Source organism: Bacillus sp. FSL K6-1006, from assembly GCF_038593175.1.
Lineage (GTDB): Bacteria > Bacillota > Bacilli > Bacillales > Bacillaceae > Bacillus > Bacillus safensis.
In genome coordinates this window covers 1,907,381-1,932,732 of sequence record NZ_CP151970.1, presented here as the reverse complement: position 1 = coordinate 1,932,732, position 25,352 = coordinate 1,907,381, and the positions used below count along the sequence as shown (strand labels likewise).

Sequence of the window (25,352 nt, the reverse complement as noted above, 5' to 3'; positions counted from 1 at the left end):
GGTGAAGCGAAATGAAGGAAGAACTGAATACAAATCAAGAACAGGAACGGATGGAGCTGGATGAAGAAAGTTTATTTCTTGTCTCCCAAACGTTTAAAGCCTTATCTGATCCGACACGTATTCGTATTCTGCACCTGCTGTCTCAAGGTGAATACTCGGTAAATGATATCGCAGAAACGCTGAATCTCATGCAATCAACTGTTTCTCATCAGCTGCGTTTTTTAAAAAACCTTCGTCTCGTGAAATCTAGACGAGCAGGGACATCGATTTTTTACAGCCCTGAAGATCAGCATGTGATGGAAGTGCTTGAACAAATGATTCATCATGCGCAGCATGACTAATAAAAACCTTCCTACTCATATAGGAAGGTTTTTACGCATGATGCGTATGTGCTACTCGTTTACCTGCTTTCATCATTTGATAAGAAAAAACAACATAGTAAGCAGCTAACAGAAAAAAGCTGAGCATGGTCATGGCATCATCACTCACAATATGCTGATACAGTTCAACGACACCAATCTTTGTGAGCGAATGGTTCGTCAGCTCACCCAGCTTAAAACTAAGTCGAGATAAAAATAAGCATAAAATGAAGCTTTCAATCCATTTACTCGTTTTCACATAAAGACGGCCATTTTCTTCTTTCATGCGGATCGTCTCATAGGCATGAACGGCCAGACTGCTTCCAAAGAGCATACCAATAGCGGCGTAGATGAAAATGCTGTGATTTTGCCAGCCTTCTAATAAGAGAATAAGGGCAGTGAGTCCAAATACATACATTCTCATCAAAAGACTGATCGGGCGCACAAGCTGATAGCGTCTCATTCGGTTCATTCGAAAGATGATGCAGATCAGCATAATGCTCCCAATGATGAATAACTGCCACACGTGATGTGTCATGATGCAACCTCCTCCTGCATGTGCAGGGATGTAAACGATGCTGGCTGTTCCTTATCTTTACCATTCTTTCTTTTTTTATCAAATCAAAACCTACATTTATGAAAAAGAGGAAAAGTCATGAAAATTGATCGTATTTTGTCTATTGTGATGCTGCTCATTAGCAAAAAGCAAGTACAAGCGAAGGACCTCGCTGAACTTCACGAAGTGAGTGTGAGGACGATTTATCGTGATATTGAGACCATCAATCAAGCGGGAATCCCTGTTGTGACAACCCAAGGAGCAGGTGGAGGCATTTCACTTGTTGACGACTATCGTTTAGAGAAAAAATTATTTACCGATGATGACATTGAGCTGATTTTAACAGCCCTTGAAAGCATGACGAGTGCATACTCCTTTAAAGAAAGCGAACATGTATTGAAAAAAATCAAATCTCTCATTCCGCCAAAAAGCGATGAAAGCGAGAAACAGCACCATGTCTTTATTGATTTAAGCTCTTGGGGGAAAGACAGCCAGGCAGAAAAGAAGCTTCAGCTGATCCATACAGCTGCTTCCGCGCATCAATTCATTCAATTCACTTATCGCAACGCAAAAGGTGAAACACTTCCTCGGAAAGTGGAGCCTTATACGCTTGTCTTAAAAGGAAGGCATTGGTACTTGTATGCGTTTTGTTGTGTGAAACATGATTTTCGTCTATTCAAGCTGACCAGAATGACAGACCTCATCACCATTTCAGCATATTTCAGGCCGAAAAGAATCAAAAACGAAGAGAAGCCTTGGAATGACTCTTGGCATGAAGAACCTTCAGTCACAACGCTCACGCTTAGGTTAACGGAAGCATCAGTTGGCAAAGTGAAGGAATGGGTGGATGAGAACGAATTGATCATATGTTCAGACGGAACCTATCTAGCAGCATTGACTGTGCCGCAAGATGATTGGCTGCACAGTTTCCTATTCCATTTAGGACCGGACGCCGACATTCTTTCACCGCAGCACATCAAGGAAGCATTTGATCTCCAATTAAAACAATTTATGAAGCGATTAGGAACTTGACATACTGTTGTCAGGTTTCTTTTTATATGATGGGAGAAAAGGAGATGAGAATGTATGTACGATATCGTCACATTAGAGAAACAATGGATCAAAGGGTTGTCTGTTCGAACAACAAATGAAATAGAGAAAACAAAAGAGCGGAAGATTGCACCGCTTTGGCAGGATTTTTTTGCGCAGCAGCTACATGGGGGACAAGCTCCAGTCATAGGGCTGTATTCAGATTATGAAAAAGATGAACATGGTTCTTATTTATTTACAGCTGGAGAGTTCGCGGATCAGCAGATCGAACATGTAAAAGAGATTCCTGCGTCCACCTACGCAAGATTTCAAACAAGAAAAGGACCGATTGAAGAGGTCGTGCTTGAAACATGGCACAAGATTTGGACGTGGGATCAGCGTCAATACCGCACTTATACAGGTGATTTTGAATGGTATGATGAAAGATCTATTGATCCAAAAGAAGCGCAAGTTGATATTTACATTGCGATTGATGAAAAAATGATTGCTAAAACTAATACCATTAGTTAATATAAAACTAACGATATTAGTTTTAGGAGGGCAATCATGAGATTAACAACTTTTGACCGTCTGCACCAGCTTACATTGATGCCGCGATTATTTCCGGTAAATTGCTATGTCTTTGAGGAAGAGGAAGGACTCATCTTAATTGATGCTGCTTTAAAAATGGCGGCGAACTCGATCATCGAATTTGCCCGTAAAAAGAACAAACCAATTCATAAGATTATTCTCACTCATAGCCATATGGATCATATCGGCGCATTAGATGAGGTGAAGAAGGCTTTTCCAGAGGCAGTTGTCTATTTATCAAAACGTGATGCACGCCTTTTTGAAGGTGACTTTACCTTGCTCCCTGATGAACCTCAGCAAAAAATCAAAGGCAGTTTTATGAAAAATATTTATACAAAACCAGATGTGCTTGTTGAAGAAGGAGATGAGATTGGGCCGCTTAAAGTGATTGCAACACCAGGGCATACACCTGGCAGCATTTCTTTATACGATGAAAGGTCAGGAGTTGTCATTGCAGGGGATGCACTTGTGACTAAAGGCGGCTTATCGGTTACGGGTGAGTTTCGGTGGAGCTTCCCGTTCCCGGCTTTTGCCACATGGGATGCAGAAACCGCACTAAAAAGCGCTGAAAAGTTACTGACATTGCGCATATCCTGTCTTGCTGCAGGACATGGTGACCTTATCATAGAGCCTCATGAAAAGCTTCAAGCTGCCGTTAAAAAAAGACAGCACCAGCTAAAAAAAGGAGGGCAGTAAACCGTGTCTCCAAGAATGGGAATTACACAAGAAAAAATTATGGATACAGCGGCTGCATTTGTTGATGAAGAGGGCTTCTCCGCTTTGACTATTGCTACATTGTCTAAAAGACTGAATATCAGGCCGCCTTCTCTTTATAATCATGTATCCGGCCTTCATGAGATTCAGGCAGCACTCGCAGTAAAAGGGCTCTCCATGCTTTGTGAGGAAGGGATGCAAGTCACAGAGGGGCTGGAAAAAGGAGAAGCTGTTTTAGCCTTTGCCAGACAATATGTGCACTTTGTCCGAGAACACCCAGGTCTTTATGAAGCTGCCTTTTCACATATGAACGAAAAAGAAGTACGTATTGCAGCAGAGCGCCTTGTTCAGTTTGTCCAAACCATCATGTCACGCTTTGGTGTAAAGGAAGAGGAAATGACACATGTCGTCAGAGGACTGAGAAGCTTACTGCACGGCTTCGGTGATATTTCTAATAAAAAGGGATTCCAACGAAAAGAACAGCTTGAAGAAAGTGTGAGTTATGCAGTTCGGCTCTATATCACAGGTGTATTGCAAAAAGAAGATCTGTCTATTTGACAGGTCTTTTTTTTTACAGTGAACCGATATCATAGAGAAGCATCCTTCTGGAACCATTTTTTTGAGAGAAAACGAATAAAGATTTGACAGTTTTGTGAAACATGGTATGCTTATTATGTGAAATAATTCACATAGAGGAGTAGAGGCAGATGAAAAGAAAGCCTGTTTATGTGGAAACAACCATTCATGCACCTTTAGAGAAAGTATGGGAATATACGCAAAATCCAAAGCTTCATGAACAGTGGGATTTGCGTTTTTCAACCATTTCATTAAATGGACCTCAAGATGAACAGCCCCAAACCTTTTTGTATGAAAAGCATCTTGGATTTGGTGTAAGTGTCACAGGGACTGGAGCATATCGAACTAGAATGATGGATGAACGAAATGAAAGGTCATCCTCACTTAAATTCAAATCGTCACACCCGTTGTCTTTTATCAAAGAAGGCGGCGGCTATTGGAAATATGTGAAAACAAACGATCATATTGTGTTTCAAACGCAATTTGATTATGAACCGAAAGAAGGAAAAGGATGGGCGTGGGCAGATCGATTTCTTTTTCGCCCGATGATGGGGCTTATGACGGCCTTTAGTTTTGGCGCACTAAAGACGTGGCTTGAAAAGGGTACGCACCCTCGGTTGTTACTGGAGAGAACACTTGCCCATCATGGAATTTGTTTGCTGTTTGCCATCGTCTGGCTATGCCAAGCGGTTATTCCTTTTTCACATTCTGCTTTTGATCATAGCACCGGATTTCGGTTGTTTTATGCCCTTATAGGCGTATCATGGCTGATACCTAAGCTATCAAAGAAATATTTGTTCATTCTTCAAAGTGTGTTTCTGCTGCTGATGCTTTGTATCGGGATCCTCTCCCCCCAAACGACACTCCATGAGCCGCTTGTGATGAGTGCATTTTTGATCCTATCCATTGCAGGAATGATTAATTTAAAAGATTGTATAGACGTATTCTCGATCAAACGAAAAAGGGGAGGTAGACATGGTCGTTCATCGTCATCAAGTAAAGGATTACGATAAGCTTCATCCAAAATTAAAAGAGAGATACAACCGTGCGTTTACCGCTGAAGGCACTATGGAGGAAATAGGCGGCGGAACGAGGCTCATTCGATTTTTCTTCAAAATTGGTCCACTCTTTCGCTGTTTTTTCCCTGAGAGAGGAAAAAACATTCCCTTCCGAATTGTCAATAAACCCTTTATGACAAATAAGGGAGAGGAAGGCATGCACTGGTTCCGTACGTTTTATTTCCCAAAGAAGGAACGTCACTTTGATGCAGATATGATCATTGATCAGAAGAGTCATAAAGTACTAGACTATTTTGGAAAACCTAGACTTCTTATGTCAGAGCTTCATTTTACAGTAACAAAGCATGGGTTCCTTCACATTCAATCCGGCCGGCAGAAGCTGTTGATGTTAGGACGTGAGTGGCCGCTGCCTTCATGGCTTTACGGTGTGTCAGATGTGACAGAAGGCTACGACGAGCACGCGGGTGAGTATACCATTGATGTGCATGTGAAAAATCGACTGTTTGGGACCCTTTTTACATATAAAGGCCGGTTTACTGAAAGGGTGATGTCTCATGATGAATAAATGGCATTTGATATCAAGCCTCGTCTTCATGTGCTGGTTTATCACCACCCGTTTAATGACAGGTCCGTTAGCAGAGTTATTTGTACTGATAGCCATTCTGTTTTTCCTTCCTGCAGTTTTAGCCTTTTTTGTGAAGGCAGAGAGGGAGAGTAAGCCGGGGATACTGCTCGGCTTTTTAATGAAAGCCTTTCCATTAGCTGCTCTTTGTGCAACGGCTGCATTCATCTATCATTCTGCCTTGTTTGCATCGGGATGGTTTTTGTATACGATTCTTTTGGCGTTATATGGCTGTACTCGTTTGCTGAAAAGGGGAATCTTTCCGCTTCATGAATTGATGACGGGTGGAGCATGGATGTATCTCGCTTTAGGAGGGCTTTGGTTTTGGCTGTACACGGCAGATATACAGGTAATGACCTTTTCACCAATCATTGTGCTTTTGACCGCTATTCATTTTCATTACTCGGCTTTTTTTATCCCGCTTTTCTATGGATTATTAGGGAGGCAGCGAGAAAAAGAGACAGCTTTATACAAAGCGGCAGGATGGGTGATTTTGCTGTCGCCTGTGATGATCGCTGTTGGGATTAGCTTTTCCCGTCTATTTGATACGTTCAGCGTCACGCTATATGTCATTGCCCTCTACTTGTACGGCATTCTTTGTATGAAAACAAGGTTTCGATCGACTGTGGCAAAAGTGCTGATTGTGTTTTCTAGCTGCGTCTTAATGGGAACAATCGTGCTATCTCTTCTTTATTCCGCTGGCATGCTCATGCGCGTGACCTACATCAGCATTGATCAGATGATTTGGTTTCATGGCAGTATTAATGCCTTTTTTGTTATTTTACCAGGTTTGATTGGATGGCTGATCGAAGGGCCAAAGGATCAATTGAAGCAGAAGCACTTTCCGATATCAAAAGTGCATGGCCGTTTTCATTTGATCTCTTTTCAAAAGGAAAGAATGGGTGATCGAGAGAACCTAGGTTTAGTCAATTCACTTGATGATTTAAATGGAACGACATTTTCAGCTGAAAGGGTGTCACCTGTGATTCGAAGGTTTTATGAGAATCCGATGGCGTTTACGTTAAAAGCAGCAGTCTGTTTTCATTGGTGGGTGAGGCCGTTTGTTTTTTTACTTCAGCCCATTTTTAAGAAACTAGGGCAGCTCTATTTGGGAACATCTCGTAAGCCGTATGAAATGAAGGGGCGTCTGACTGCATTTCAACATCCTAAAGAAGAGCGAAAGGATGTCAGGGCGTGGATTCGTCACAACGAAAAAGGGGAGCAGGTCTTTTTTGCGCTTTATGCTCATCATCACGATGCAGCTGCGGGCTATATGAATATTGCGCTGCCGCTTCCATATTCTCAGATGACCGCTATTTTAAAACCTTTTAATGAAAGAGAAGATTTTCTATTAAAAAGTGCATGTCCAAAAGGCAGTACCGGTGACGAAGGGTTGTATTTGCATACACCTTTTATCACCATGAAACTGCCAATGGAAGAAAGCTTTCATATGAAGCCGGAGACAGATAAAAGTCTCACAGCGGTTCATCAAATGAAGCTATTCGGTATTCCCTTTTTAACGATTCATTATCAAATTGACAGCGGGAAGCCATCCTGTTAATCAATGATGTCACATGGTTCACCGTGCCGAATGATGTTCACAATTGCTTGCCCATCACTCGGATGATGATCTGCATACTGGACTGGCAGCAGTGCAAAAAATACATAGTAGACTGAGAAGTAAGCAAATTGATAGAAAAATTGATGTTCTGGCAGGATATCATTGGCGATCATTGTATTCAGTATGAGAACACTGAGCAGGTTGCATAATGATCCGCCTAGGTAGACAAGAATGTGCGAGAATCGGTTATTTTTCCTCATTTCTTCATAATGGCAAAATGCATCTAGAAAATAGATTCGTCTAATTTCCACAACACCTATTTTCAATACTTTTTTGCCTCTGCCAAGAGCAAAAGAAACCTTTGCGCCAAACATCCATGCGACCATAATATGGCCAAGCTGATGCAAGATGGCAACGATAGGAAGAATGACGAAAAACGACCAGCAAAATGTCCACATATCTGATAATGTAAACAAGTGTTAACCCCTCCCCAATATATTTGGGAGGAAGCAGTAGGATTATTTGCCATTTTACTGAATTCATTTTCAGGATGCAAACATTTAATACACGACGATAAAAATATTATGTAAACTAAAGGGTGGTTTTTGCCGTGAATCGGCTTTTTGACTCACTTTTTTACGAAATGAATGTGCTACAATGAAAAAACAATAGATGACTCTAGTAAATGAACTTACCCTTGAAAGAAGAGGAGAGAAACAGATGGCAGATATTGAACAGTTTTTGGCGTTAGATATTCGTGTTGGGACGATCATTGAAGCAGAATTCTTTGCAGAGGCAAGAGTTCCTGCATTGAAACTCAAGATTGATTTTGGTGAAGAGATTGGTTTAAAGCAATCCAGTGCTCAGCTGACAAAACGTTATACGGCTGAGAATCTCACTGGCAGACAAATCGTAGCAGTCGTCAATTTTCCGCCAAGAAGAATTGCAGGGTTCAAATCAGAAGTGCTTGTCTTAGGGGGCATGCCGTCAAAAGAAGACGTGGTTTTACTAGCCACAGATGAGCCTGTTGAAAATGGAACAAAAATAGGATAAGAAAAAAGACATCTTCCTGAGAAGATGTCTTTTGCGTATTGAGGCGGAATAACCACACGCCACATTCGTGTGTGTCTCAAGGAGACATGTTACCCGACTTACACAATTCAGCTCATCGCTTGATAAATATAGCATGGGATGAGCTGAATTGCAACCATTAAATGATTCACTTCAGTTTTTCACGTCATTTCAGTTGGAAAAATGACAAGAAATCAATTATTTGGATTATTTTTTCAAAAAATATTGAAAAGTCAGATCAGATTTTATAAAATGAATTCATCTTAGTTTGTTTAGTCGATAAACTAAGATGAATTCCAAGTGATGATCCGACTATTAAAGGGGATGATTCCGTCATTCAAATCATTTGCTGCGTATGTGGGCTAAGCTGAAAGATCAGATGTTCAGCTTCATTTTTACAACAAATTGAAAGCGCTTTATATTCTTCGCATTGACTGCTGCTGCCCTCCATCATCTGTTCGTTAGAAGAGGCTAAGAGAAGAAGGGAGAAAGCTCATGGTAAGTGAGAATTTAAAAAAGATTCGTATGTCTGAAAAAGTGGGATATGCTTCAGGAGATTTCGCATGTAACTTAATTTATGCAACTGTCTCTACGTATCTATTATTTTTTTATACAGATGTGTATGGTTTATCAGCGGCGGCGGCAGGGACGATGTTTTTAGTTGTCCGCGCCATTGATGCGCTTGCAGATCCGTTTATTGGTGCATTGGTGGATCGAACGAACAGCCGTTTTGGCAGGTTCAGACCTTACTTGTTATTCGGTGCGTTTCCTTTTGTAGTACTTGCTATCCTTTGCTTTACAACACCTGATCTTTCTGAAATGGGTAAACTCGTTTATGCCTACATCACGTATGTTGGTTTATCGCTTACATACACATTCATCAATGTTCCTTATGGTGCTTTAACATCAGCAATGACAAGAAATAACCAAGAGGTTGTCAGTATTACGTCTGTTCGTATGCTTTTTGCTAATCTCGGAGGTCTAGTTGTTGCTTTTTTTGTTCCTTTTCTTGCGACTTTTTTGAGTGATAAAACAGGAAATACAGCCCTCGGCTGGCAGATGACGATGGCTTTTCTCGGCGTTCTTGGCGGTGCATTACTTATTTTCTGTTTTAAAAGCACGAATGAACGTGTCACGCTTCAAAAGCCGGAGGAAAAAATTAAGTTCAGTGATATCTTTGTGCAGTTACGTGTCAATCGTCCGCTTGTTGTATTAAGCATTTTCTTTATTATTATTTTTGGCGTGAATTCGATCAGTAACTCTGTTGGGATCTATTATGTGACGTATAACCTTGGCAGAGAAGATTTAGTGAAATGGTACGGACTCATTGGCAGTCTGCCAGCATTAATGGTGCTGCCGTTTATTCCAAAACTGCACAAGCTGTTAGGAAAGAAAAAGCTGCTGAATTATTCATTATTGCTGAATATTGTAGGTCTTCTTGCATTACTTGTGATACCGCCGAGTCAAGTCACTTTAATACTTGTTTTCAGGCTTGTCGCAGCTGCAGGAAGTATTACAGCCGGTGCTTACATGTGGGCGCTCATTCCTGAAACCGTTGAATATGGCGAATATAAAACAGGAAAAAGAATGGGCGGGCTCATCTATGCCATCATCGGATTTTTCTTTAAATTTGGGATGGCATTAGGCGGGATTGTGCCAGGGCTTGTACTCGATCGCTTTGGCTATGTTGCCAACCAAATGCAAACACCAGAAGCTTTACTGGGCATTTTAATCACGACAACGGTGATTCCTGTATGCTTACTGATTTTAGCGATGGTGGATATTAATTTTTATAACCTAGATGAAGAAAAACATAAAAAAGTCGTACGGGAGCTTGAGAATAGAGACAAAGTGTATCTCGATCATATGGACGATTTTAAAATGTAGGTCTCTGAAAGAGGAGGAAGTTCAATGAAGATTACCAATCCAGTGCTCAAAGGGTTTAACCCCGATCCAAGTATTTGCCGTGTTGGAGAAGATTATTATATGGCCGTCTCTACATTTGAATGGTTCCCAGGGGTACAAATTTATCATTCGAAGGATCTCGTCCATTGGCGCCTTGCTGCGCGTCCTTTGCAAAAAACGTCGCAGCTGGATATGAAGGGAAATCCTGATTCTGGCGGAGTATGGGCGCCGTGCTTAAGCTATGCGGATGGGCAGTTTTGGCTTATTTATTCAGATATCAAAGTAGTGGATGGTCCATTTAAAGACGGTCATAATTATTTGGTCACGGCAAGCGAAGTGGACGGCGATTGGAGTGAACCGATCCGGCTCAACAGCTCCGGCTTTGATCCATCTTTATTCCATGATCAAAGCGGGAAGAAATACGTCTTAAATATGCTGTGGGACCATAGAGAAAAGCATCATTCCTTTGCAGGTATTGCCTTGCAGGAATATAGTGTGGCTGAAAAGAAGCTCATCGGTCGAAGGAAGGTCATTTTTAAAGGCACACCGATTAAACTGACAGAAGCGCCGCATCTGTATCATATCGGTGACTACTACTATTTATTAACGGCAGAAGGAGGTACCAGGTATGAGCATGCAGCAACGATCGCCCGTTCCTCGCATATTGAAGGGCCTTATGAGGTTCATCCTGATAACCCGATCTTAAGTGCCTTCCACGCGCCTGAACATCCGCTTCAAAAATGCGGGCATGCTTCAATCGTTCAAACGCATACAAATGAATGGTATCTCGCTCATCTCACTGGCCGTCCGATTCAATCAAACAAGGAATCTATTTTTCAACAGAGAGGTTGGTGTCCTTTAGGAAGAGAAACAGCGTTACAAAAGCTTGAATGGAAGGATGGCTGGCCTTATGTTGTAGGCGGAAAGGAGGGGACGCTTGAGGTTGAAGCGCCAAAGATCGAAGAAAAGGTTTTTGCACCAACCTATCATACAGTCGATGAATTTAGAGAATCAACACTAAATAGACACTTCCAAACATTAAGAATTCCGTTTACCGATCAGATTGGTTCGTTAACGGAGAAACCTCAGCATTTAAGGTTATTCGGCCGCGAATCTTTAACGTCTAAGTTTACCCAAGCATTTGTTGCAAGACGCTGGCAAAGCTTTTATTTTGAAGCAGAGACAGCTGTTTCGTTCTTCCCAGAAAACTTTCAGCAATCAGCTGGTCTTGTGAATTATTATAATACGGAAAACTGGACAGCACTCCAGGTGACATATGATGAGGAACTTGGCCGCACGCTTGAACTATCTGTCTGTGAAAACCTTGCCTTTTCTCAGCCATTGGCACATAAAATCATCATTCCTGACGAGGTCACTTATGTCTATTTAAAAGTGACCGTTCGGAAAGAGACATATAAATATTCTTATTCATTTGATCAGAAAGAGTGGAAGGAAATTGATGTACCGCTTGAATCCATCCATTTATCCGATGATTTTATTCGAGGCGGGGGGTTTTTTACAGGGGCATTTGTCGGTATGCAGTGCCAAGATACGAGCGGCGAGCGTCTTCCTGCTGATTTTCACTATTTTCGCTATGAGGAAACAGACGAATAAGAAAGACAACTCGCTACGAGCTGTCTCTTTTTGAAAAACAAATAGGTCATGTTGTGAGGGTGGCATCTTGCAGAAAAGCTTCTATGACAAGAGATGTCATCCCCAATACTGGCGCATTGTGTCCTAATGATGAAGGGAGCAGCTCTACATGTGAGCTGAATTGCGTATCCATTCGCGAGGATACCTCCTCCTCAATCACATGTAGAACCGCCTGATGTGATTCGATCACTTTGTTTCTTAAAATAATGGCTTGCGGGTTAAAGGTATGCAGGACGTTTGTGAGACCGACACCAAGGTAAAAGCCAAAGTTGCGCAGGGCATTGAGCGTTTTCATATCATTTAACTTGGCCAGCTGTTCCAGGTCTTGATGGGAGATGTGCTGATCATCTGTTTGAAGAGACTGAAACAAGGCTTTCTCAGAAGCATACAATTCCCAGCATCCACGGTTCCCGCAGCTGCATGTCGGTCCGTTAAAATCGATTGTCATATGTCCCATTTCACCAGAAAAGCCGTACGCCCCTCTGTATAAATGATGATCGATGATGATTCCGATCCCGATGCCAGTGCCGATGCTTGCATAGATCAAATGGTCATAATGTTTAGCGGCACCAAAGATTTTTTCACCATATGCACCGGCATTTGCTTCATTTTCAATGAAGATCGGTACTTGGAATGTCTCTTGCAGCGTGGTTTTCAGATCAACATTTTTCCATTTGGAATGAGGCGTAAACACGATTTGTTCACCTGCATCCACTAAACCATGTATGCATAGGCCAATGCCAATGAGCCCGTATGGGGAAGAGGGCATTCGTGAGATGAGCTGCTGTATTAATTCAATTAATTTACGTATTGTGACCTCAGGAGAGCTGGGTGGGAGCTTGATCTGCTCTTCGTAAAGAATGGACCCTTCAAGGTCAGTTAATATGCCATTGACATAATCAACGCCGACATCGATTCCGATGGAGCAGCCAGCACGTTTATTAAACATTAGTAAAACCGGTCTTCTCCCGCCGCTAGACTCACCTTGACCGATTTCATAGACAAGATGTTCTTTCATTAACGTACTTACTTGAGAAGAAACAGTCGATTTATTTAATCCAGTGCGTTCAGATAATTTTGCTCTCGAAATGGGCGCATGCTGGAGAATTTCTTTTAATAATAGTTTTTGATTTATTTTTTTTACAAAGTTCTGATCAGCGATATCCACGTTATCCACTCCATTTGTTTCGTCTTTAGATTAAGTTGAGAAGAGCTGCTTTTTTCAGCATGTATTTAGTAAGATAAATGATTTTAACTTTATTATAACGAAAATATTTTTAAAAAACTAAAAAATATGGAAAATTCAATGTGATTTTTTCATAGATTGATCATTAGTTTGTTGAATCAACTTACAAAGTGTACTCAGGAGGAATGAAGCATGACCAAATCAAATATGAAAACGTTATACAGCTTAGAAGGAATTGGCAAAATTCAATATGAAGGAAAACAATCAAAAAATCCACTCGCCTTTCAATACTATAATCCAAGCGAAGTGATTGGCGGAAAAACAATGAAAGACCACCTGCGTTTTTCAGTCGCTTATTGGCATACATTAACTGCTGATGGAACAGACATGTTTGGAACTGGCACGATGCAAAGAGCGTGGGACTCTTATAGCGGAATGGATTTAGCAAAAGCTAGATTGGAAGTCGCCTTTCAGCTTTTTGACCTATTGGATGTTCCGTATTTTTCATTCCATGATCGTGACATCGCGCCAGAGGGGGAGACGCTTCAAGAGACCAATCAACAATTAGACATCATTTTAGAAAGAATGAAAGAATACATGAAGCAAAGCGGAGTAAAGCTGCTGTGGAACACGGCCAATATGTTCAAGCATCCTAGATTTGTACACGGTGCTGCGACATCTTGTCATGCAGATGTCTTTGCCTATGCGGCCGCACAGGTCAAAAAAGGCATTGAAACCGCCAAAGAACTCGGTGCAGAAAATTATGTTTTCTGGGGTGGACGAGAAGGGTACGATACGCTGCTCAATACAGATATGAAAAGAGAGCTTGATCACATGGCGGCTTTCTTGCATATGGCTGTTGATTATGCAAAAGAAATTGGGTACACTGGCCAATTTTTAATCGAACCAAAACCAAAGGAACCAACCACTCATCAATACGACACAGATGCAGCGACATCCATCGCCTTTTTAAAACAATACGGATTAGATTCCCATTTCAAATTAAATATCGAGGCCAATCATGCGACACTGGCCGGCCATACGTTTGAGCATGAATTACGTGTCGCAAGAATTCATGGGCTGCTCGGTTCTGTTGATGCAAACCAAGGAAATTCGCTTCTTGGGTGGGATACAGATGAATTTCCAACCGATCTGTATGCCACAACTCTTGCCATGTATGAAATTCTGCAAAATGGCGGTCTAGGGTCTGGCGGCCTTAATTTTGATGCAAAAGTGAGAAGAGCTTCCTTTGAACTTGAAGATATTTTATATGCCCATATTGCCGGGATGGATGCATTCGCAAAAGGACTGCGGGTCGCTCATAGACTCATAGAAGACCGTGTGTTTGAAGATGTTATAAAGCACCGGTATCGCAGCTTTTCTGAAGGAATTGGACGTGATATTTCAGAAGGAAAGGCAAACTTTCATACATTAGAAGAATATGCGCTGAAACATCCTTTGATCAGAAACGAATCGGGAAGAGAGGAACAGCTGAAAGCCCGTTTAAATCAATACTTGTTAGAAGATTAATTGAAGGGGTTGACCTGTTTTGAAGGAGTGTAAACATGAAATATGTGATGGGAATTGATCTGGGAACAAGCGGGGTCAAGGCGATATTAGTGGATGAGAGCGGGAGGGTGTGCTGCGAATCATCTAAGCCGTACCGCCTCATTCAAGAGAAGCCTGGATATTGTGAGCAGCACCCCGAGGATTGGGTAAAGCAGACAATGGCTACGATGAAAGAACTGATGGCAAAGCAGCCTGTTCATTCAAGACGAGTTGAAGGCATCAGCTTTTCCGGCCAGATGCATGGATTAGTTCTATTAAATGAATCTCGCGAAGTGCTCCGCCCTGCAATTTTATGGAATGATACACGAACGACAGCACAATGTACGCACATGACCAAAAAGCTGGGAGACCGGCTGCAAAAGATCACAAAAAACCAGGCGTTAGAAGGATTCACACTGCCAAAATTATTATGGGTAAAGGAACATGAACCACATATTGATCAGCAAATCGACATGTTTTTACTCCCAAAAGATTATGTCAGATTTCGTTTAACAGGCGCAGTCCATATGGATTATTCTGATGCGGCTGGCACCTTGCTGTTAAATATCGGTGAACAGACGTGGAGTGAGGAGATTTGTCAGGCATTTGATATTTCTCCTCACATTTGCCCGCCGCTTGTCACATCAGAGGCAGAGGTTGGTACACTTTTGCCGCACATTGCACGTGAAGTTGGGATGAAAGAAGGCGCAAAGGTTTTTGCCGGCGGGGCAGATAATGCCTGCGGAGCAATTGGTGCTGGCATCTTGTCCTCTGACCGCACGTTATGCAGTATCGGCACATCTGGGGTCATTCTTTCCTATGAAGAGGATCATGAAAGGGAGCTTCAAGGGAATTTGCATTTGTTTCATCATGCAAAAAAAGGCGCTTTTTACACAATGGGTGTCACCCTTTCAGCAGGATATAGCCTGAACTGGGCAAAACACTTACTGGCTCCTGAGGAATCGTTTCAGTCACTTTTAGAAGGTGCGGCTCATGTTGCACCAGGAGCGAAAGGATTGCTCTTTACACCCTATTTAGTTGGGGAAAGAACACCTCATGCGGATTCGATCATTCGCGGCAGCTTGATTGGATTAGACAGCAGGCATGAAAGGGCACATGTTGTCAGAGCTGTTTTAGAGGGAATTACCTTTTCGCTAAATGAATCTATCGCATTATTCCGGCAGGCAGGAAAAAACATAGATTCTATTGTATCTATTGGCGGCGGTGCGAGAAGCCGGACATGGCTTCAAATGCAAGCAGACATTTTTCAGGCTGAAGTCATCCAGTTAGACAATGAACAAGGGCCCGCTTTAGGTGCAGCGATGCTTGCCGCAGTTGGCTGCGAATGGTATCCGTCACTTGAAGTATGTGCACATCAGTTGATCCATCAAGCTGCTGTTTATGAGCCAAATCAGCCGCACGCAGAAGTATATGCCGATCTATTTCATTTGTATCAAAGGATTTATACACAAACAAAAGACATCCATGCCGGGCTAAAGCAGTATCGTTCCATCTAACTGAGAAGGCTGCATGAAAGGAGGTGATGGGTTTTTCACCTTAGGGATGACAGAACAATACGGATGAAAAAAGGAGAGGGATGGAAAATGAATTTGAAAAGATTGAGGCTGTTGTTTGTGATGTGTATTGGATTTGTGCTGACACTGACGGCTGTGCCAGCTCATGCGGAAACGATTTATGATAATAGGATAGGGACACACAGCGGATACGATTTTGAATTATGGAAGGATTACGGAAATACCTCGATGACACTCAATAACGGCGGGGCATTTAGTGCAAGCTGGAACAATATTGGAAATGCCTTATTTCGAAAAGGAAAGAAGTTTGATTCCACTAAAACTCATCATCAACTTGGCAACATCTCCATCAACTACAACGCAGCCTTTAACCCGGGCGGGAATTCCTATTTATGTGTCTATGGCTGGACACAATCTCCATTAGCTGAATACTACATTGTTGAGTCATGGGGCACATATCGTCCAACAGGAACGTATAAAGGATCATTTTATGCCGATGGAGGCACATATGACATATATGAAACGCTCCGTGTCAATCAGCCTTCTATCATTGGAGACGCTACCTTCAAACAATATTGGAGTGTACGTCAAACAAAACGCACAAGCGGAACTGTTTCCGTCAGTGAGCATTTTAAAAAATGGGAAAGCTTAGGCATGCCAATGGGAAAAATGTATGAAACAGCATTAACTGTAGAAGGCTACCGAAGCAACGGAAGTGCGAATGTCATGACGAATCAGCTGATGATTCGATAAAAGCATATGAAAAAAGCCAGCAAAAAACGGCTGGCTTTTTTCTATGATAATTTTTCAACTTCCACTCTGCCAGAAAAGAACGTCGCGCCGCCGCCCATATCTGCCAATCGATCAGGTGTTAATCCATTCACTAAATGCTTTTTGCCTTTTTGATCTGCCCATAATCCTTGACTGACCACAACACCAGATAATACATTTTGACCGACTGACACGACAAGCTCACACTCTCCTCGGTCGTTTAGCACACGCACCATGTCACCATCTTCAATTTTTCTTTCCTTTGCATCCTGTTCATTCATGTGAAGCTTCGGAAATTTCTCAAGCTTTTGATGCTTTTCATGAAGTGAGAAGGTGGAGTTCAGAAAATTATGGTTCGGTCCCGGTATAAAGGTAAGCGGATAATCGCTTTCCTGATAAAGGGGCACATAGGTTGGAAGTGCTGGATACCCGTCTTTTTTCATTTGTTCAGAATAAAGCTCAATTTTCCCGCTTGGGGTTTGAAGCTTTAATTCCTGGAAAGGTCCACGTTTTGCTTTGATCCATTTCTTTTCTTTTAATGCTTCGTATGAAATGTCCTCATAATGCGGATTTTCTGGATGATGAAGAGCTTGTTCCATCAGTTCAGCATCTGTCTCGCGGAAGGCTTCATCTTCAAAGCCCATCGCATGGGCAAGCAGGCGGAATACTTCAGTATTGGATTTGCTTTCTCCGTAGCGTTCTATCACTGGCTCCTGAATTTGAATATAATGATGCCAGTATGAAGTATAGAAATCCTCATTTTCAAAGGCTGATGTCGCCGGCAGGACAATGTCTGCATACGCCGCTGTTTCTGTCAGGAATAAATCATGAACCACTGTAAATAAGTCCTCTCTCAGCAAACCTTCTCTTACTTTATTCGCTTCAGGTGTCACAACCGCTGGGTTGCACGAGTAGATAAAGAGAGAATCAACGGAAGGCTCTGCGCTTGTCAGCACGCTGCCCAGCTGATTCATATTGAATGATCTAGGCGTGCGTTCTTTTAATAAATCCGGCCGCTGAAGGGCTGTTTCATTATAGCTGAGAAAAGAAGAGTTTGATTTCATTGCTCCGCCGCCCTTGTGCAGCCATTGACCAGTCAAGGCAGGGAGGCAGGAAATGGTTCTAATACTCATCCCGCCATTATCATGGTGCTGCAAACCATTCCCAATGCGAATAAGAGAGGGCGATGTCTCAGCGTACATTCTTGCAAGTGTAATGATGTCGCCTTTAGGGACACCCGTGATTCGCTCAACTGTGTCTGGATCATACTGCTTTACATGCTCGCGCAGCTCTTTATGGCCGACCGTGTAAGTCTCTAAAAAGGCTTCATCTGTACGTTCCTCTTTAAAAAGGATATGCATGATGCCAAGGGCAAGCGCACTGTCAGTACCAGGACGAAGCGGAATGAACCAATCTGCCATCCGGCCGGTTTGGTTCTTGTGAACATCAATCACGACAATCTTAGCTCCTTGCTTTCGCGCTTTTTGTGCCAAGGTGATTTGGTGCATATTGGTCGACACAGCATTGATGCCCCAAAAGATAAATAGTTTCGTATGAATGGTGTCTTCAGGATCTGTCCCAATGCTTGCGCCCATTGTATATTTATAGCCAGTCGTTCCTGCTGACTGACAGATCGTCCGGTCTAACTGGCTTGAACCAAGACGATAAAAAAAGCGGCGGTCCATTCCTTCTGCGTTGAGATTGCCCATGTTCCCATAGAAGCTGTAAGGCAGAATGCTTTCTGGCCCTTTTTCTTCGATCAGCTTTGTCCATTTTTGACGAATGGTTTCAATGGCTTCTTCCCACGTAATCGGCACAAACTGTGCTTCGCCTTTTTGGCCAAAACGTTTTAAAGGAGTGGTCAGTCTTTTTTCATCATATAAACGTGCTGTGACATTACGCACTTTGTTGCATATGTTTCCTTGTGTGACAGGGTGGTCCGGATCTCCCTGCACTTTCACGATCTTTCCATTTTCTTTATGTATTAAAAGACCGCACTGATCCGGGCAGTCTAACGAACAAACTGATTTGAATATTCCGTCTTTCATCGCTGTATAATCGGTCATGAGTTTTTGGCTTCCTTTCTTCATTCCGTTATCACTTTGTATGGACTTTATTTTAGCATGTTCGGAGGTGGAAGGTAAGAAAGAGATGATGAATTGAAGAAAATGAAAAAAAGCCCCTGAAAAAGGGACTTTTAAAAACGGGTGACATGTACAGGAAATTCTTTTACCCCGAAAACAAACGTGCTTTGAATAGGTTTTAGCTGTTCTGCCACGCAGGTGATGTCTTGAAACGTATGGAGTAAAACGTCAAGCGCAATGTTGCTTTCCAGCCGGGCAAGCGGTGCACCGAGACAAAAATGAATGCCAAATCCAAAGCTCATATGCGGATTTGATTTTCGGTCAAGCCGGAACGTATCTGGATCTTCAAACTTCTGTTCATCCCGATTTGCTGAAGCAACCCAGCTGATGAGGTAGTCTCCTTTTTGAATGTGCGCGCCTGCAATTTCAACATCCTCTGCGGCGATTCGGCCAATGGCTTGAACAGGCGGATAATACCGCAGCGTTTCCTCAGTCAATTGAGGAATAAGAGAGGGGTCCTGCCGAACTGATTCAGCAATATGCGGCTGCTCTGTCAGCAGTCGTACGGCATTGGTTATTAAATTGGTCGTTGTCTCATTGCCTGCAACGAGTAATAGAATACAAAAGCCAAGCAGTTCATTCTCGGTTAAACGCTCTCCATCAATTTCTGCTTGAATGAGAAGAGAGATCAAGTCATCGGCAGGCGTTTCTTTTCTTTTTTTGATCAAATGAGCAAAATAAATGGACAGCTCCTCTTCAGCGCGTTTCTGCATATCTACAACAGCCTGAATGGCTTCCTTTGATTCATCCTTAGCACCTGCCACAAGGGCATCAGAATGTTTTTTAATCAGCTCTCTGTCCTGCACCTCTGCACCGAGAAGCTCAGCGATGATCATCACTGGCAGGGGAGCTGCTAAATCTTGCACAATATCAAACGTACGTTGATCCTTTACTTGATTTAATAGATCATGTGTCAGGTCTTTGATCTTATCTTCTAATTGCTTGATCGCTTTTGGGGTGAATGCCTTATTCACAAGCGCTCTCATCTTTGTATGTTTTGGAGGATCCATCGTTAAAATACTTGTTTTAGACGTGCTTCTTCCTCGCTGTGAAGAAAACACTTTAGGCTGCTTTAGAACAGACTGAATATCCGCATATCGAAAGAGATCCCAGCATTTTCTTGTCTCATCATATCTAATATCACTCTCTGCACGCAGCTCATTGTAAATAGGGAATGGGAAAAGAAGGTCATCAGTAGAACGGATTTCTTTCATTGGAATCACATTGACATAGTTTTCTTTCACTTTCATTATGAACGCTCCTTTTTCACATGATTTCTCTTTCACGGTATCACCAGTAAAATATCATTTCAACGGACATGTTTTCTAAAATATGTCAATAGTCTAATCGAAAGATTCAAGCACATTCACTATATAGGAAAATAGAAAGTCATTAAAATGAGAGCGCTTTCTAAAAAATAGAATTGAAGTCACCAAAACCAAAAATAAAATGGTGAATCCAGTCGAACGAAAGGGCCCTATGATTCAAATGATCATAGTTCTTTTGATCTAAATTACTGTATTTGAAAAACACGGCTAACATACTTGTAGCAAGCTGCCGGCCATGCATTCGGGACTTTTGAAAAGCGCTGGCTCTTTCTTGACACGATTTCTCATCATGTTACGATTACTAACGTGCGAAAAACACGAACAAAAAGCGAACAAGGGAGAGGATCAATATCATTGATCAAAAGAAAGTTGCTTTCATTGGAGCAGGTTCTATGGCGGAAGGAATGATCGCAGGGATTGTGCGATCAGGACAGATGCCGCTAGGCCAAATTTACGCAACAAACAGACAAAATCAACTTCGATTGAATGAACTAACGAAACGATACGGCATCCAAACAGCCGCAATGGATTCATTTCCTTTTGAAGAAATGGATATATTGATCCTGGCCATGAAGCCAAAGGATGCTGAAGCAGCCCTTGAATCATTAAGACCTCGTATTCAGCCAGATCAGCTCATCATGTCTGTCCTTGCAGGTGTTAAGCTATCGTATATTGAAGACATGCTGCATGAAGGCCAGCCTGTTATGAGGGTCATGCCAAATACATCAAGTACGATCGGGGCGTCAGCGACTGCTTTATCTGCTGGACGTTATGTGAAAAGCGATCATATGAGCATAAGCCAGGCTCTTTTATCTGAAATTGGCGAAGTCTATACCATTCAGGAAGAGCAAATGGATATTTTCACTGGAATTGCTGGAAGCGGGCCCGCCTACTTTTATTTCTTAATGGAAAGAATCGAAGAAGCAGGAGAAGAGGCAGGTTTATCAAAGGAATTGTCTCGCCAAATTGGCGCGCAGACACTCCTCGGTGCGGCAAAAATGCTGCAAGAAACAGAGGAAAATCCTTCTGTCCTAAGAGAGAAAATTACGTCACCAAATGGAACAACTGCTGCAGGACTGAATGCATTAGATGATTTTGGCGGGGGAGAAACGATCAAGCAGGCTGTCAAACATGCGGCTAATCGTTCAAAAGAGATAAGCAATCAGCAAAAACAAAAAGTATCTATATAAATAGAGCTCAGGTACAGGAGTGATTAGGTGTACGCAGATAAAGAGAGAAAACGAATTGTTGTGAAAATCGGAAGCAGCTCTCTTACTAGCTTTCAAGGTGAGATTAGTTTGAAAAAACTAGAAAACCTCGTCAATCAAATTGTGAAACTTAAAGATGAAGGACACGAAGTCATTTTGGTTTCATCTGGTGCGGTTGCAGCTGGTTACCGAAAACTAGGATTTATCGATAGACCCAAAACACTGCCGGAAAAGCAGGCATCTGCCTCAATTGGGCAAGGGCTATTAATGGAATCATATTCTACTTTATTTTTATCACATGGTTATATTGCTTCACAGCTCTTAATCACAAGAAGTGATTTTTCTGATGAAACGCGCTATCAAAATGTGCGTAACACAATGAACGTGTTATTGGATCGAGGCATCATCCCAATTATTAATGAGAATGATACAGTGACGATCAATCGGTTGAAGTTTGGAGACAACGATACATTGTCTGCAAAAGTAGCTGGACTCATTGATGCGGATTTCCTTGCTATTTTATCTGATATTGATGGCTTGTATGAAGATAATCCTCATACAAATCCAAATGCGAAGAGAATTCTTGAAGTGACAGACATCACAGAAGACATCGAAGCAGCTGCTGGAGACGCAGGAAGCAGCGTAGGTACAGGCGGAATGAAATCAAAGCTCGATGCCTTTAAAATATCAATGGCCGCAGGGATCAACGGCTTTTTAGGAAAAGCAGATACGCCTCACATTTTAGACAAAGCGATCAATGGGACAGAGGACGGCACTTATTTTACCGCTGACGAAAATGTAGCGCCGCTCAATTATAAGAAGCAGTGGATTGCCTTTCATTCTGGACCAAAGGGTGAGATCGTGGTTCAAGAGAAAACACAGGAATTTCTCATGCACCGAGAGGGAAGTCTTGATTCTGATGGGATTGTCAATGTGAAAGGTTCATTTAAAAAAGGCGATGTTGTCCGTATTTTAGATCAAGATGGAAGAGAAATAGGGCTTGGCGTTGTGAATTATGCATCAGATGAACTCGCACGTAAGAGTGACTTGTTACAAGATGAAATCGTGCATGTCGTTGATCTTGAAGCATTTGTTTGTCATTTAGATTTATCGATTCCAGTTTGTTAACCAAAAGGGAGGAATTCCATGACACTGACAGCTGAAGTTGTCACATCGGTCAAAGAAAAAGCGAAGAAAGCAAAGCATGTTTCAAAAAAACTCGGTTTACTTCAGACAGAGGAAAAAAATGACGCGCTGCTTAAAATGGCAGAAGCGTTAGAGCAAAACAGCCGTTTCATTTTACAGGAGAATCAAAAGGATTTAGATACTGGGAAAGAAAAGGGCTTCTCAGAGGCACTCATGGATCGATTAATGTTAAATGAAGAAAGAATTCACGAGTTTGCTGAAAGTTTGCGGCTTGTGACGAGATTAACAGATCCTGTTGGAGAAATATTGGATGAATGGACTCTTGATAACGGCTTACACGTGAAAAGCCGAAGAGTACCGCTCGGCGTGATCGGGATGATCTATGAAGCGAGACCGAACGTCACTGTCGATGCAGCAGGCCTTGCCCTTAAGGCAGGCAACTCAGTGATTTTAAAAGGCGGTTCCTCCGCTATTTCTTCCAACAAAGCCATCGTCAGTGTGATCCATGAAGCATTGGATCAAACAAAGATTCCTCGTGATGCGGTGCAATTAATTGAACAAACAGACCGTTCATCGGTTCAGGCGATGTTTCAACTAAAAGAATGGATTGATGTTTTAATTCCGCGAGGCGGAGCATCTTTAATCAAAACAGTGGTAGAAGAATCCACTATCCCAGTGCTTGAAACAGGGACAGGAAACTGTCATGTCTATGTTGATCAAACCGCGAATGTGAAAAAAGCCATTGAGATTGTAATCAATGCGAAAACGAATCGTCCGGCCGTATGTAATGCACTTGAGACGCTGATTATTCATCGCGATTGGCTGAAAGAGAATGCAGCCTCATTAAATGAAGCTTTGCAGGAGCACCGTGTCACTGTACATGGCGACCAGGCAGCAGAGTCTTACTTCTCAAACGCGGTTCCTGCTTTGGAAGTGGATTGGACAGATGAGTATTTAAGTCTGGATCTTGCAGTAAAGGTAGTCGATTCAATTGAGGAAGCAATCAGCCATATCAATCAGTACGGCACAAAGCATTCAGAAGCCATCGTGACAGAAGATGAAAAAAATGCACTCACGTTTCTAAACGAAGTCGATGCGGCAGCCGTTTACCATAACGCATCGACTCGCTTTACAGACGGCGGCGCACTTGGCTATGGAGCTGAAATCGGCATCTCTACTCAAAAACTGCACGCAAGAGGGCCAATGGGACTCCCTGCACTTACGACAACTAAGCTGCTTCTGTGTGGTGACGGTCAGATTAGAAGCTAGAAAGATTCAAGAAACACTACCTTTTTATGAGGTAGTGTTTTTAACTTTATTTAAAAGAAATACACGTTATCCTACGTTTGCACAATTTTTCTTCATGACCTTCTCAAATTTAAAAAATTCAAATTCCTCAGGTGCTAAAGGTCCATTGCCGTGATGTGCTTCATGAGGTGCGTTTGGATCTGGATGGTGTAAGTGATAAAATTCAACTATTTGAAAACCGCATTTATTGACATAAAAATGAATGTTGCGTTTTTCAAAGTATGGAGTCACAACCTCCCATACAATCGTTTCTGGATATTGCGCCTCGATGGCTTTCCATGCTGCCTGACCAATGCCCCGGCCGTGAAAGGATGATGAAATGTATAGCAAATCAACCGAGTTGTGATGTGTCTCTTGGTTGATTTTGATCACAACGCCGCCTGCCTTTTCACCATTTAGCATAATATGATAAACAATGTGGTCATTGGAATGAAAAGATTCATCAATCACTTCATCTGGAGGAATCGGTCCATCCTGCGCATCGCCAAATGCGTCGATCACGCCAGCTGTAAAAGCTTTCTGAAGCTCTTTTTTCATAGAAGGGAAGTCCTCTTTATTTGCTTGTGCTAATGTTACTTCATGTTGAGTTATTTTGTTCATTTTTTTATCCTTTCCATGCGTAGTGGTGTTTCTGCATGTTATGATAAAGGGTGGAGTTACTCCATAGTCAAGAAAGGAGCCTTCATCATGATCAATGATGTGCAAAAAACGTTTTTCACTGGAGAATTTGCCAAGCTATTTGATGTAAAAAAGGATACGCTTCTGTATTATGATAAAATCGATTTATTTAAGCCGGCTGGTGTGCATAAAAATGGGTACCGTTACTATACACTTGAGCAATTTGACCATTTTATTGCGATTCAATCCTTGCGGGCTGTTCAATTTCCGATCAAAGAGTTAAAACAATATTTCACAGAACCTTCCCGCGAAAGACTGCAAAGCCTAGCGGCCGACCAAATAAAAAAGGTCAAACAAGAGATTGAAAAACTTCAAGACATCCAGGCTTTTCTTATGCGGGTGATGGAGACGACGCATGAATTAGCAAATGTGAAAATAGGGGAGGTCCTGTTTCAAGAGCTGCCAGAAGAACCCGTTGTACTAAGTGCATCAAACCCGATCGACTTCAATACACCTGTAGAAGAAATATCACGTATTGTAGGAGAATTTTTAAAGGGGGTTGGCATAAAAGGCGCTGCGGCAAATGGTTCTGTCTTAAAAAAGGAGCAGTTCCGTAAGCGGCACTATCATGAGTCAGATCAGCTGTTCTGCCGAATGGATGGCCCGGGGGCAGTCAAAAAACCTGGCGGGCTCTATGCGGTGATGTATGATCAAGGAACATATGAAGAGATTGAGTCTGCTTATTCGCATTTGTTAGATGAAATCGAGAAAGAGGGCATGATGCTGGATGGAGATGTATTTGAGGAGTATTTACTTCATTCGCTCATGTCTAAAGATGAAGCAGAGTATATAACGAAGCTCAGTGTAAAAGTGAAGAAGCGAGCAGATGACAATTGAAAAGAGG

General features: G+C 42.2%; 24 protein-coding genes. 18 read left to right on the top strand and 6 right to left on the bottom strand.

The features are described 5' to 3' along the window. Positions 1 to 11: 11 nt before the first annotated feature. On the top strand, positions 12 to 341 hold the full coding sequence (gene czrA / locus NSS65_RS09805; protein WP_024422670.1) for a Zn(II)-responsive metalloregulatory transcriptional repressor CzrA: 330 nt from the start codon (positions 12 to 14) through the stop codon (positions 339 to 341). Positions 342 to 372: 31 nt separating this feature from the next. On the opposite strand, the gene NSS65_RS09800 is transcribed toward czrA, so the two are convergent. Further along, positions 373 to 897 (bottom strand): hypothetical protein, encoded by a 525-nt coding sequence (locus NSS65_RS09800; protein WP_034280620.1) that lies wholly within the window; start codon positions 895 to 897, stop codon positions 373 to 375. Between the two features lie 117 nt (positions 898 to 1,014). Between NSS65_RS09800 and NSS65_RS09795 the strand changes: the two genes are divergently transcribed. From NSS65_RS09795 to NSS65_RS09765, 7 genes are all read left to right on the top strand, one after another. After that, entirely contained in the window at positions 1,015 to 1,947 is a 933-nt protein-coding gene (locus NSS65_RS09795; protein ID WP_326134788.1) for a YafY family protein, read from the top strand. 54 nt (positions 1,948 to 2,001) lie between these two features. Continuing rightward, positions 2,002 to 2,475: a GyrI-like domain-containing protein gene (locus NSS65_RS09790; protein WP_070326576.1), complete on the top strand. Its 474-nt coding sequence runs from the start codon at positions 2,002 to 2,004 to the stop codon at positions 2,473 to 2,475. 36 nt (positions 2,476 to 2,511) lie between these two features. Then, positions 2,512 to 3,231 carry an MBL fold metallo-hydrolase gene (locus NSS65_RS09785; RefSeq protein WP_034280629.1) on the top strand — a complete coding sequence of 240 codons (720 nt, stop codon included), beginning with the start codon at positions 2,512 to 2,514 and terminating at the stop codon, positions 3,229 to 3,231. Between the two features lie 3 nt (positions 3,232 to 3,234). Then, positions 3,235 to 3,807, top strand: a complete 573-nt coding sequence (locus NSS65_RS09780; RefSeq protein WP_041117675.1) for a TetR/AcrR family transcriptional regulator — start codon at positions 3,235 to 3,237, stop codon at positions 3,805 to 3,807. 149 nt (positions 3,808 to 3,956) lie between these two features. Further along, positions 3,957 to 4,838, top strand: a complete 882-nt coding sequence (locus NSS65_RS09775) for a hypothetical protein (RefSeq protein ID WP_111926559.1) — start codon at positions 3,957 to 3,959, stop codon at positions 4,836 to 4,838. Continuing rightward, positions 4,801 to 5,409 (top strand): DUF4166 domain-containing protein, encoded by a 609-nt coding sequence (locus NSS65_RS09770; RefSeq protein WP_034280637.1) that lies wholly within the window; start codon positions 4,801 to 4,803, stop codon positions 5,407 to 5,409. The genes NSS65_RS09775 and NSS65_RS09770 overlap by 38 nt, the downstream gene beginning before the upstream one ends. Then, entirely contained in the window at positions 5,402 to 7,027 is a 1,626-nt protein-coding gene (locus NSS65_RS09765; protein WP_111926597.1) for a YndJ family protein, read from the top strand. Before NSS65_RS09770 ends, NSS65_RS09765 begins: the two co-directional genes overlap by 8 nt. Here the strand turns inward: NSS65_RS09765 and NSS65_RS09760 are convergent. Further along, complete coding sequence (locus NSS65_RS09760; RefSeq protein WP_024422662.1) at positions 7,024 to 7,503, bottom strand: hypothetical protein; 480 nt, start codon at positions 7,501 to 7,503, stop codon at positions 7,024 to 7,026. The genes NSS65_RS09765 and NSS65_RS09760 overlap by 4 nt on opposite strands. A gap of 244 nt (positions 7,504 to 7,747) precedes the next feature. On the opposite strand from NSS65_RS09760, the gene csaA reads away from it, so the two are divergent. The 3 genes from csaA to NSS65_RS09745 all read left to right on the top strand — a co-directional run bounded on the left by csaA (position 7,748) and on the right by NSS65_RS09745 (position 11,617). Further along, on the top strand, positions 7,748 to 8,080 hold the full coding sequence (csaA, locus tag NSS65_RS09755) for a chaperone CsaA (protein ID WP_034280640.1): 333 nt from the start codon (positions 7,748 to 7,750) through the stop codon (positions 8,078 to 8,080). Between the two features lie 513 nt (positions 8,081 to 8,593). Beyond that, complete coding sequence (locus NSS65_RS09750) at positions 8,594 to 9,985, top strand: MFS transporter (protein ID WP_046311424.1); 1,392 nt, start codon at positions 8,594 to 8,596, stop codon at positions 9,983 to 9,985. Positions 9,986 to 10,009: 24 nt separating this feature from the next. Further along, positions 10,010 to 11,617 (top strand): glycoside hydrolase family 43 protein, encoded by a 1,608-nt coding sequence (locus NSS65_RS09745; protein WP_111926561.1) that lies wholly within the window; start codon positions 10,010 to 10,012, stop codon positions 11,615 to 11,617. Between the two features lie 46 nt (positions 11,618 to 11,663). Here NSS65_RS09745 and NSS65_RS09740 read toward each other — a convergent pair whose 3' ends face one another. Continuing rightward, a complete protein-coding gene (locus NSS65_RS09740; protein ID WP_111926563.1) occupies positions 11,664 to 12,824 on the bottom strand; it encodes an ROK family transcriptional regulator in 1,161 nt (386 codons plus the stop codon). Positions 12,825 to 13,034: 210 nt separating this feature from the next. Between NSS65_RS09740 and xylA the strand changes: the two genes are divergently transcribed. The 3 genes from xylA (at position 13,035) to NSS65_RS09725 (ending at position 16,678) form a co-directional block, all read left to right on the top strand. Beyond that, a complete protein-coding gene (gene xylA / locus NSS65_RS09735; protein WP_024428359.1) occupies positions 13,035 to 14,372 on the top strand; it encodes a xylose isomerase in 1,338 nt (445 codons plus the stop codon). Between the two features lie 35 nt (positions 14,373 to 14,407). Continuing rightward, positions 14,408 to 15,907: a xylulokinase gene (gene xylB / locus NSS65_RS09730; RefSeq protein WP_144496152.1), complete on the top strand. Its 1,500-nt coding sequence runs from the start codon at positions 14,408 to 14,410 to the stop codon at positions 15,905 to 15,907. Positions 15,908 to 15,994: 87 nt separating this feature from the next. Continuing rightward, positions 15,995 to 16,678, top strand: a complete 684-nt coding sequence (locus tag NSS65_RS09725; RefSeq protein ID WP_024422656.1) for a glycoside hydrolase family 11 protein — start codon at positions 15,995 to 15,997, stop codon at positions 16,676 to 16,678. A 41-nt stretch (positions 16,679 to 16,719) separates the two neighbouring features. Here NSS65_RS09725 and NSS65_RS09720 read toward each other — a convergent pair whose 3' ends face one another. Both NSS65_RS09720 and NSS65_RS09715 read right to left on the bottom strand, forming a co-directional pair. Further along, positions 16,720 to 18,762 carry a molybdopterin oxidoreductase family protein gene (locus tag NSS65_RS09720; RefSeq protein ID WP_144496337.1) on the bottom strand — a complete coding sequence of 681 codons (2,043 nt, stop codon included), beginning with the start codon at positions 18,760 to 18,762 and terminating at the stop codon, positions 16,720 to 16,722. Positions 18,763 to 18,893: 131 nt separating this feature from the next. Beyond that, on the bottom strand, positions 18,894 to 20,090 hold the full coding sequence (locus tag NSS65_RS09715) for a cytochrome P450 (protein WP_070326580.1): 1,197 nt from the start codon (positions 20,088 to 20,090) through the stop codon (positions 18,894 to 18,896). A gap of 422 nt (positions 20,091 to 20,512) precedes the next feature. Here NSS65_RS09715 and proC point away from each other — a divergent pair, with 422 nt between their 5' ends. Genes proC through NSS65_RS09700 form a run of 3 tightly spaced genes read left to right on the top strand, consistent with a single transcriptional unit; the run spans position 20,513 to position 23,791 of the window. Beyond that, positions 20,513 to 21,358 carry a pyrroline-5-carboxylate reductase gene (proC, locus tag NSS65_RS09710; RefSeq protein ID WP_342467378.1) on the top strand — a complete coding sequence of 282 codons (846 nt, stop codon included), beginning with the start codon at positions 20,513 to 20,515 and terminating at the stop codon, positions 21,356 to 21,358. 27 nt (positions 21,359 to 21,385) lie between these two features. Further along, positions 21,386 to 22,504, top strand: coding sequence for a glutamate 5-kinase (gene proB / locus NSS65_RS09705; RefSeq protein WP_034280664.1), 1,119 nt, complete (start codon positions 21,386 to 21,388; stop codon positions 22,502 to 22,504). Positions 22,505 to 22,522: 18 nt separating this feature from the next. Continuing rightward, positions 22,523 to 23,791 (top strand): glutamate-5-semialdehyde dehydrogenase, encoded by a 1,269-nt coding sequence (locus tag NSS65_RS09700; protein ID WP_326134787.1) that lies wholly within the window; start codon positions 22,523 to 22,525, stop codon positions 23,789 to 23,791. 66 nt (positions 23,792 to 23,857) lie between these two features. Here the strand turns inward: NSS65_RS09700 and NSS65_RS09695 are convergent, their stop codons facing one another. Beyond that, entirely contained in the window at positions 23,858 to 24,430 is a 573-nt protein-coding gene (locus NSS65_RS09695) for a GNAT family N-acetyltransferase (RefSeq protein WP_326134786.1), read from the bottom strand. An 87-nt stretch (positions 24,431 to 24,517) separates the two neighbouring features. On the opposite strand from NSS65_RS09695, the gene NSS65_RS09690 reads away from it, so the two are divergent. Then, the gene (locus NSS65_RS09690) at positions 24,518 to 25,345 is read left to right on the top strand and encodes a MerR family transcriptional regulator (RefSeq protein ID WP_144496148.1); all 828 of its coding nucleotides are present in this window, start codon (positions 24,518 to 24,520) and stop codon (positions 25,343 to 25,345) included. Positions 25,346 to 25,352 lie beyond the last annotated feature (7 nt).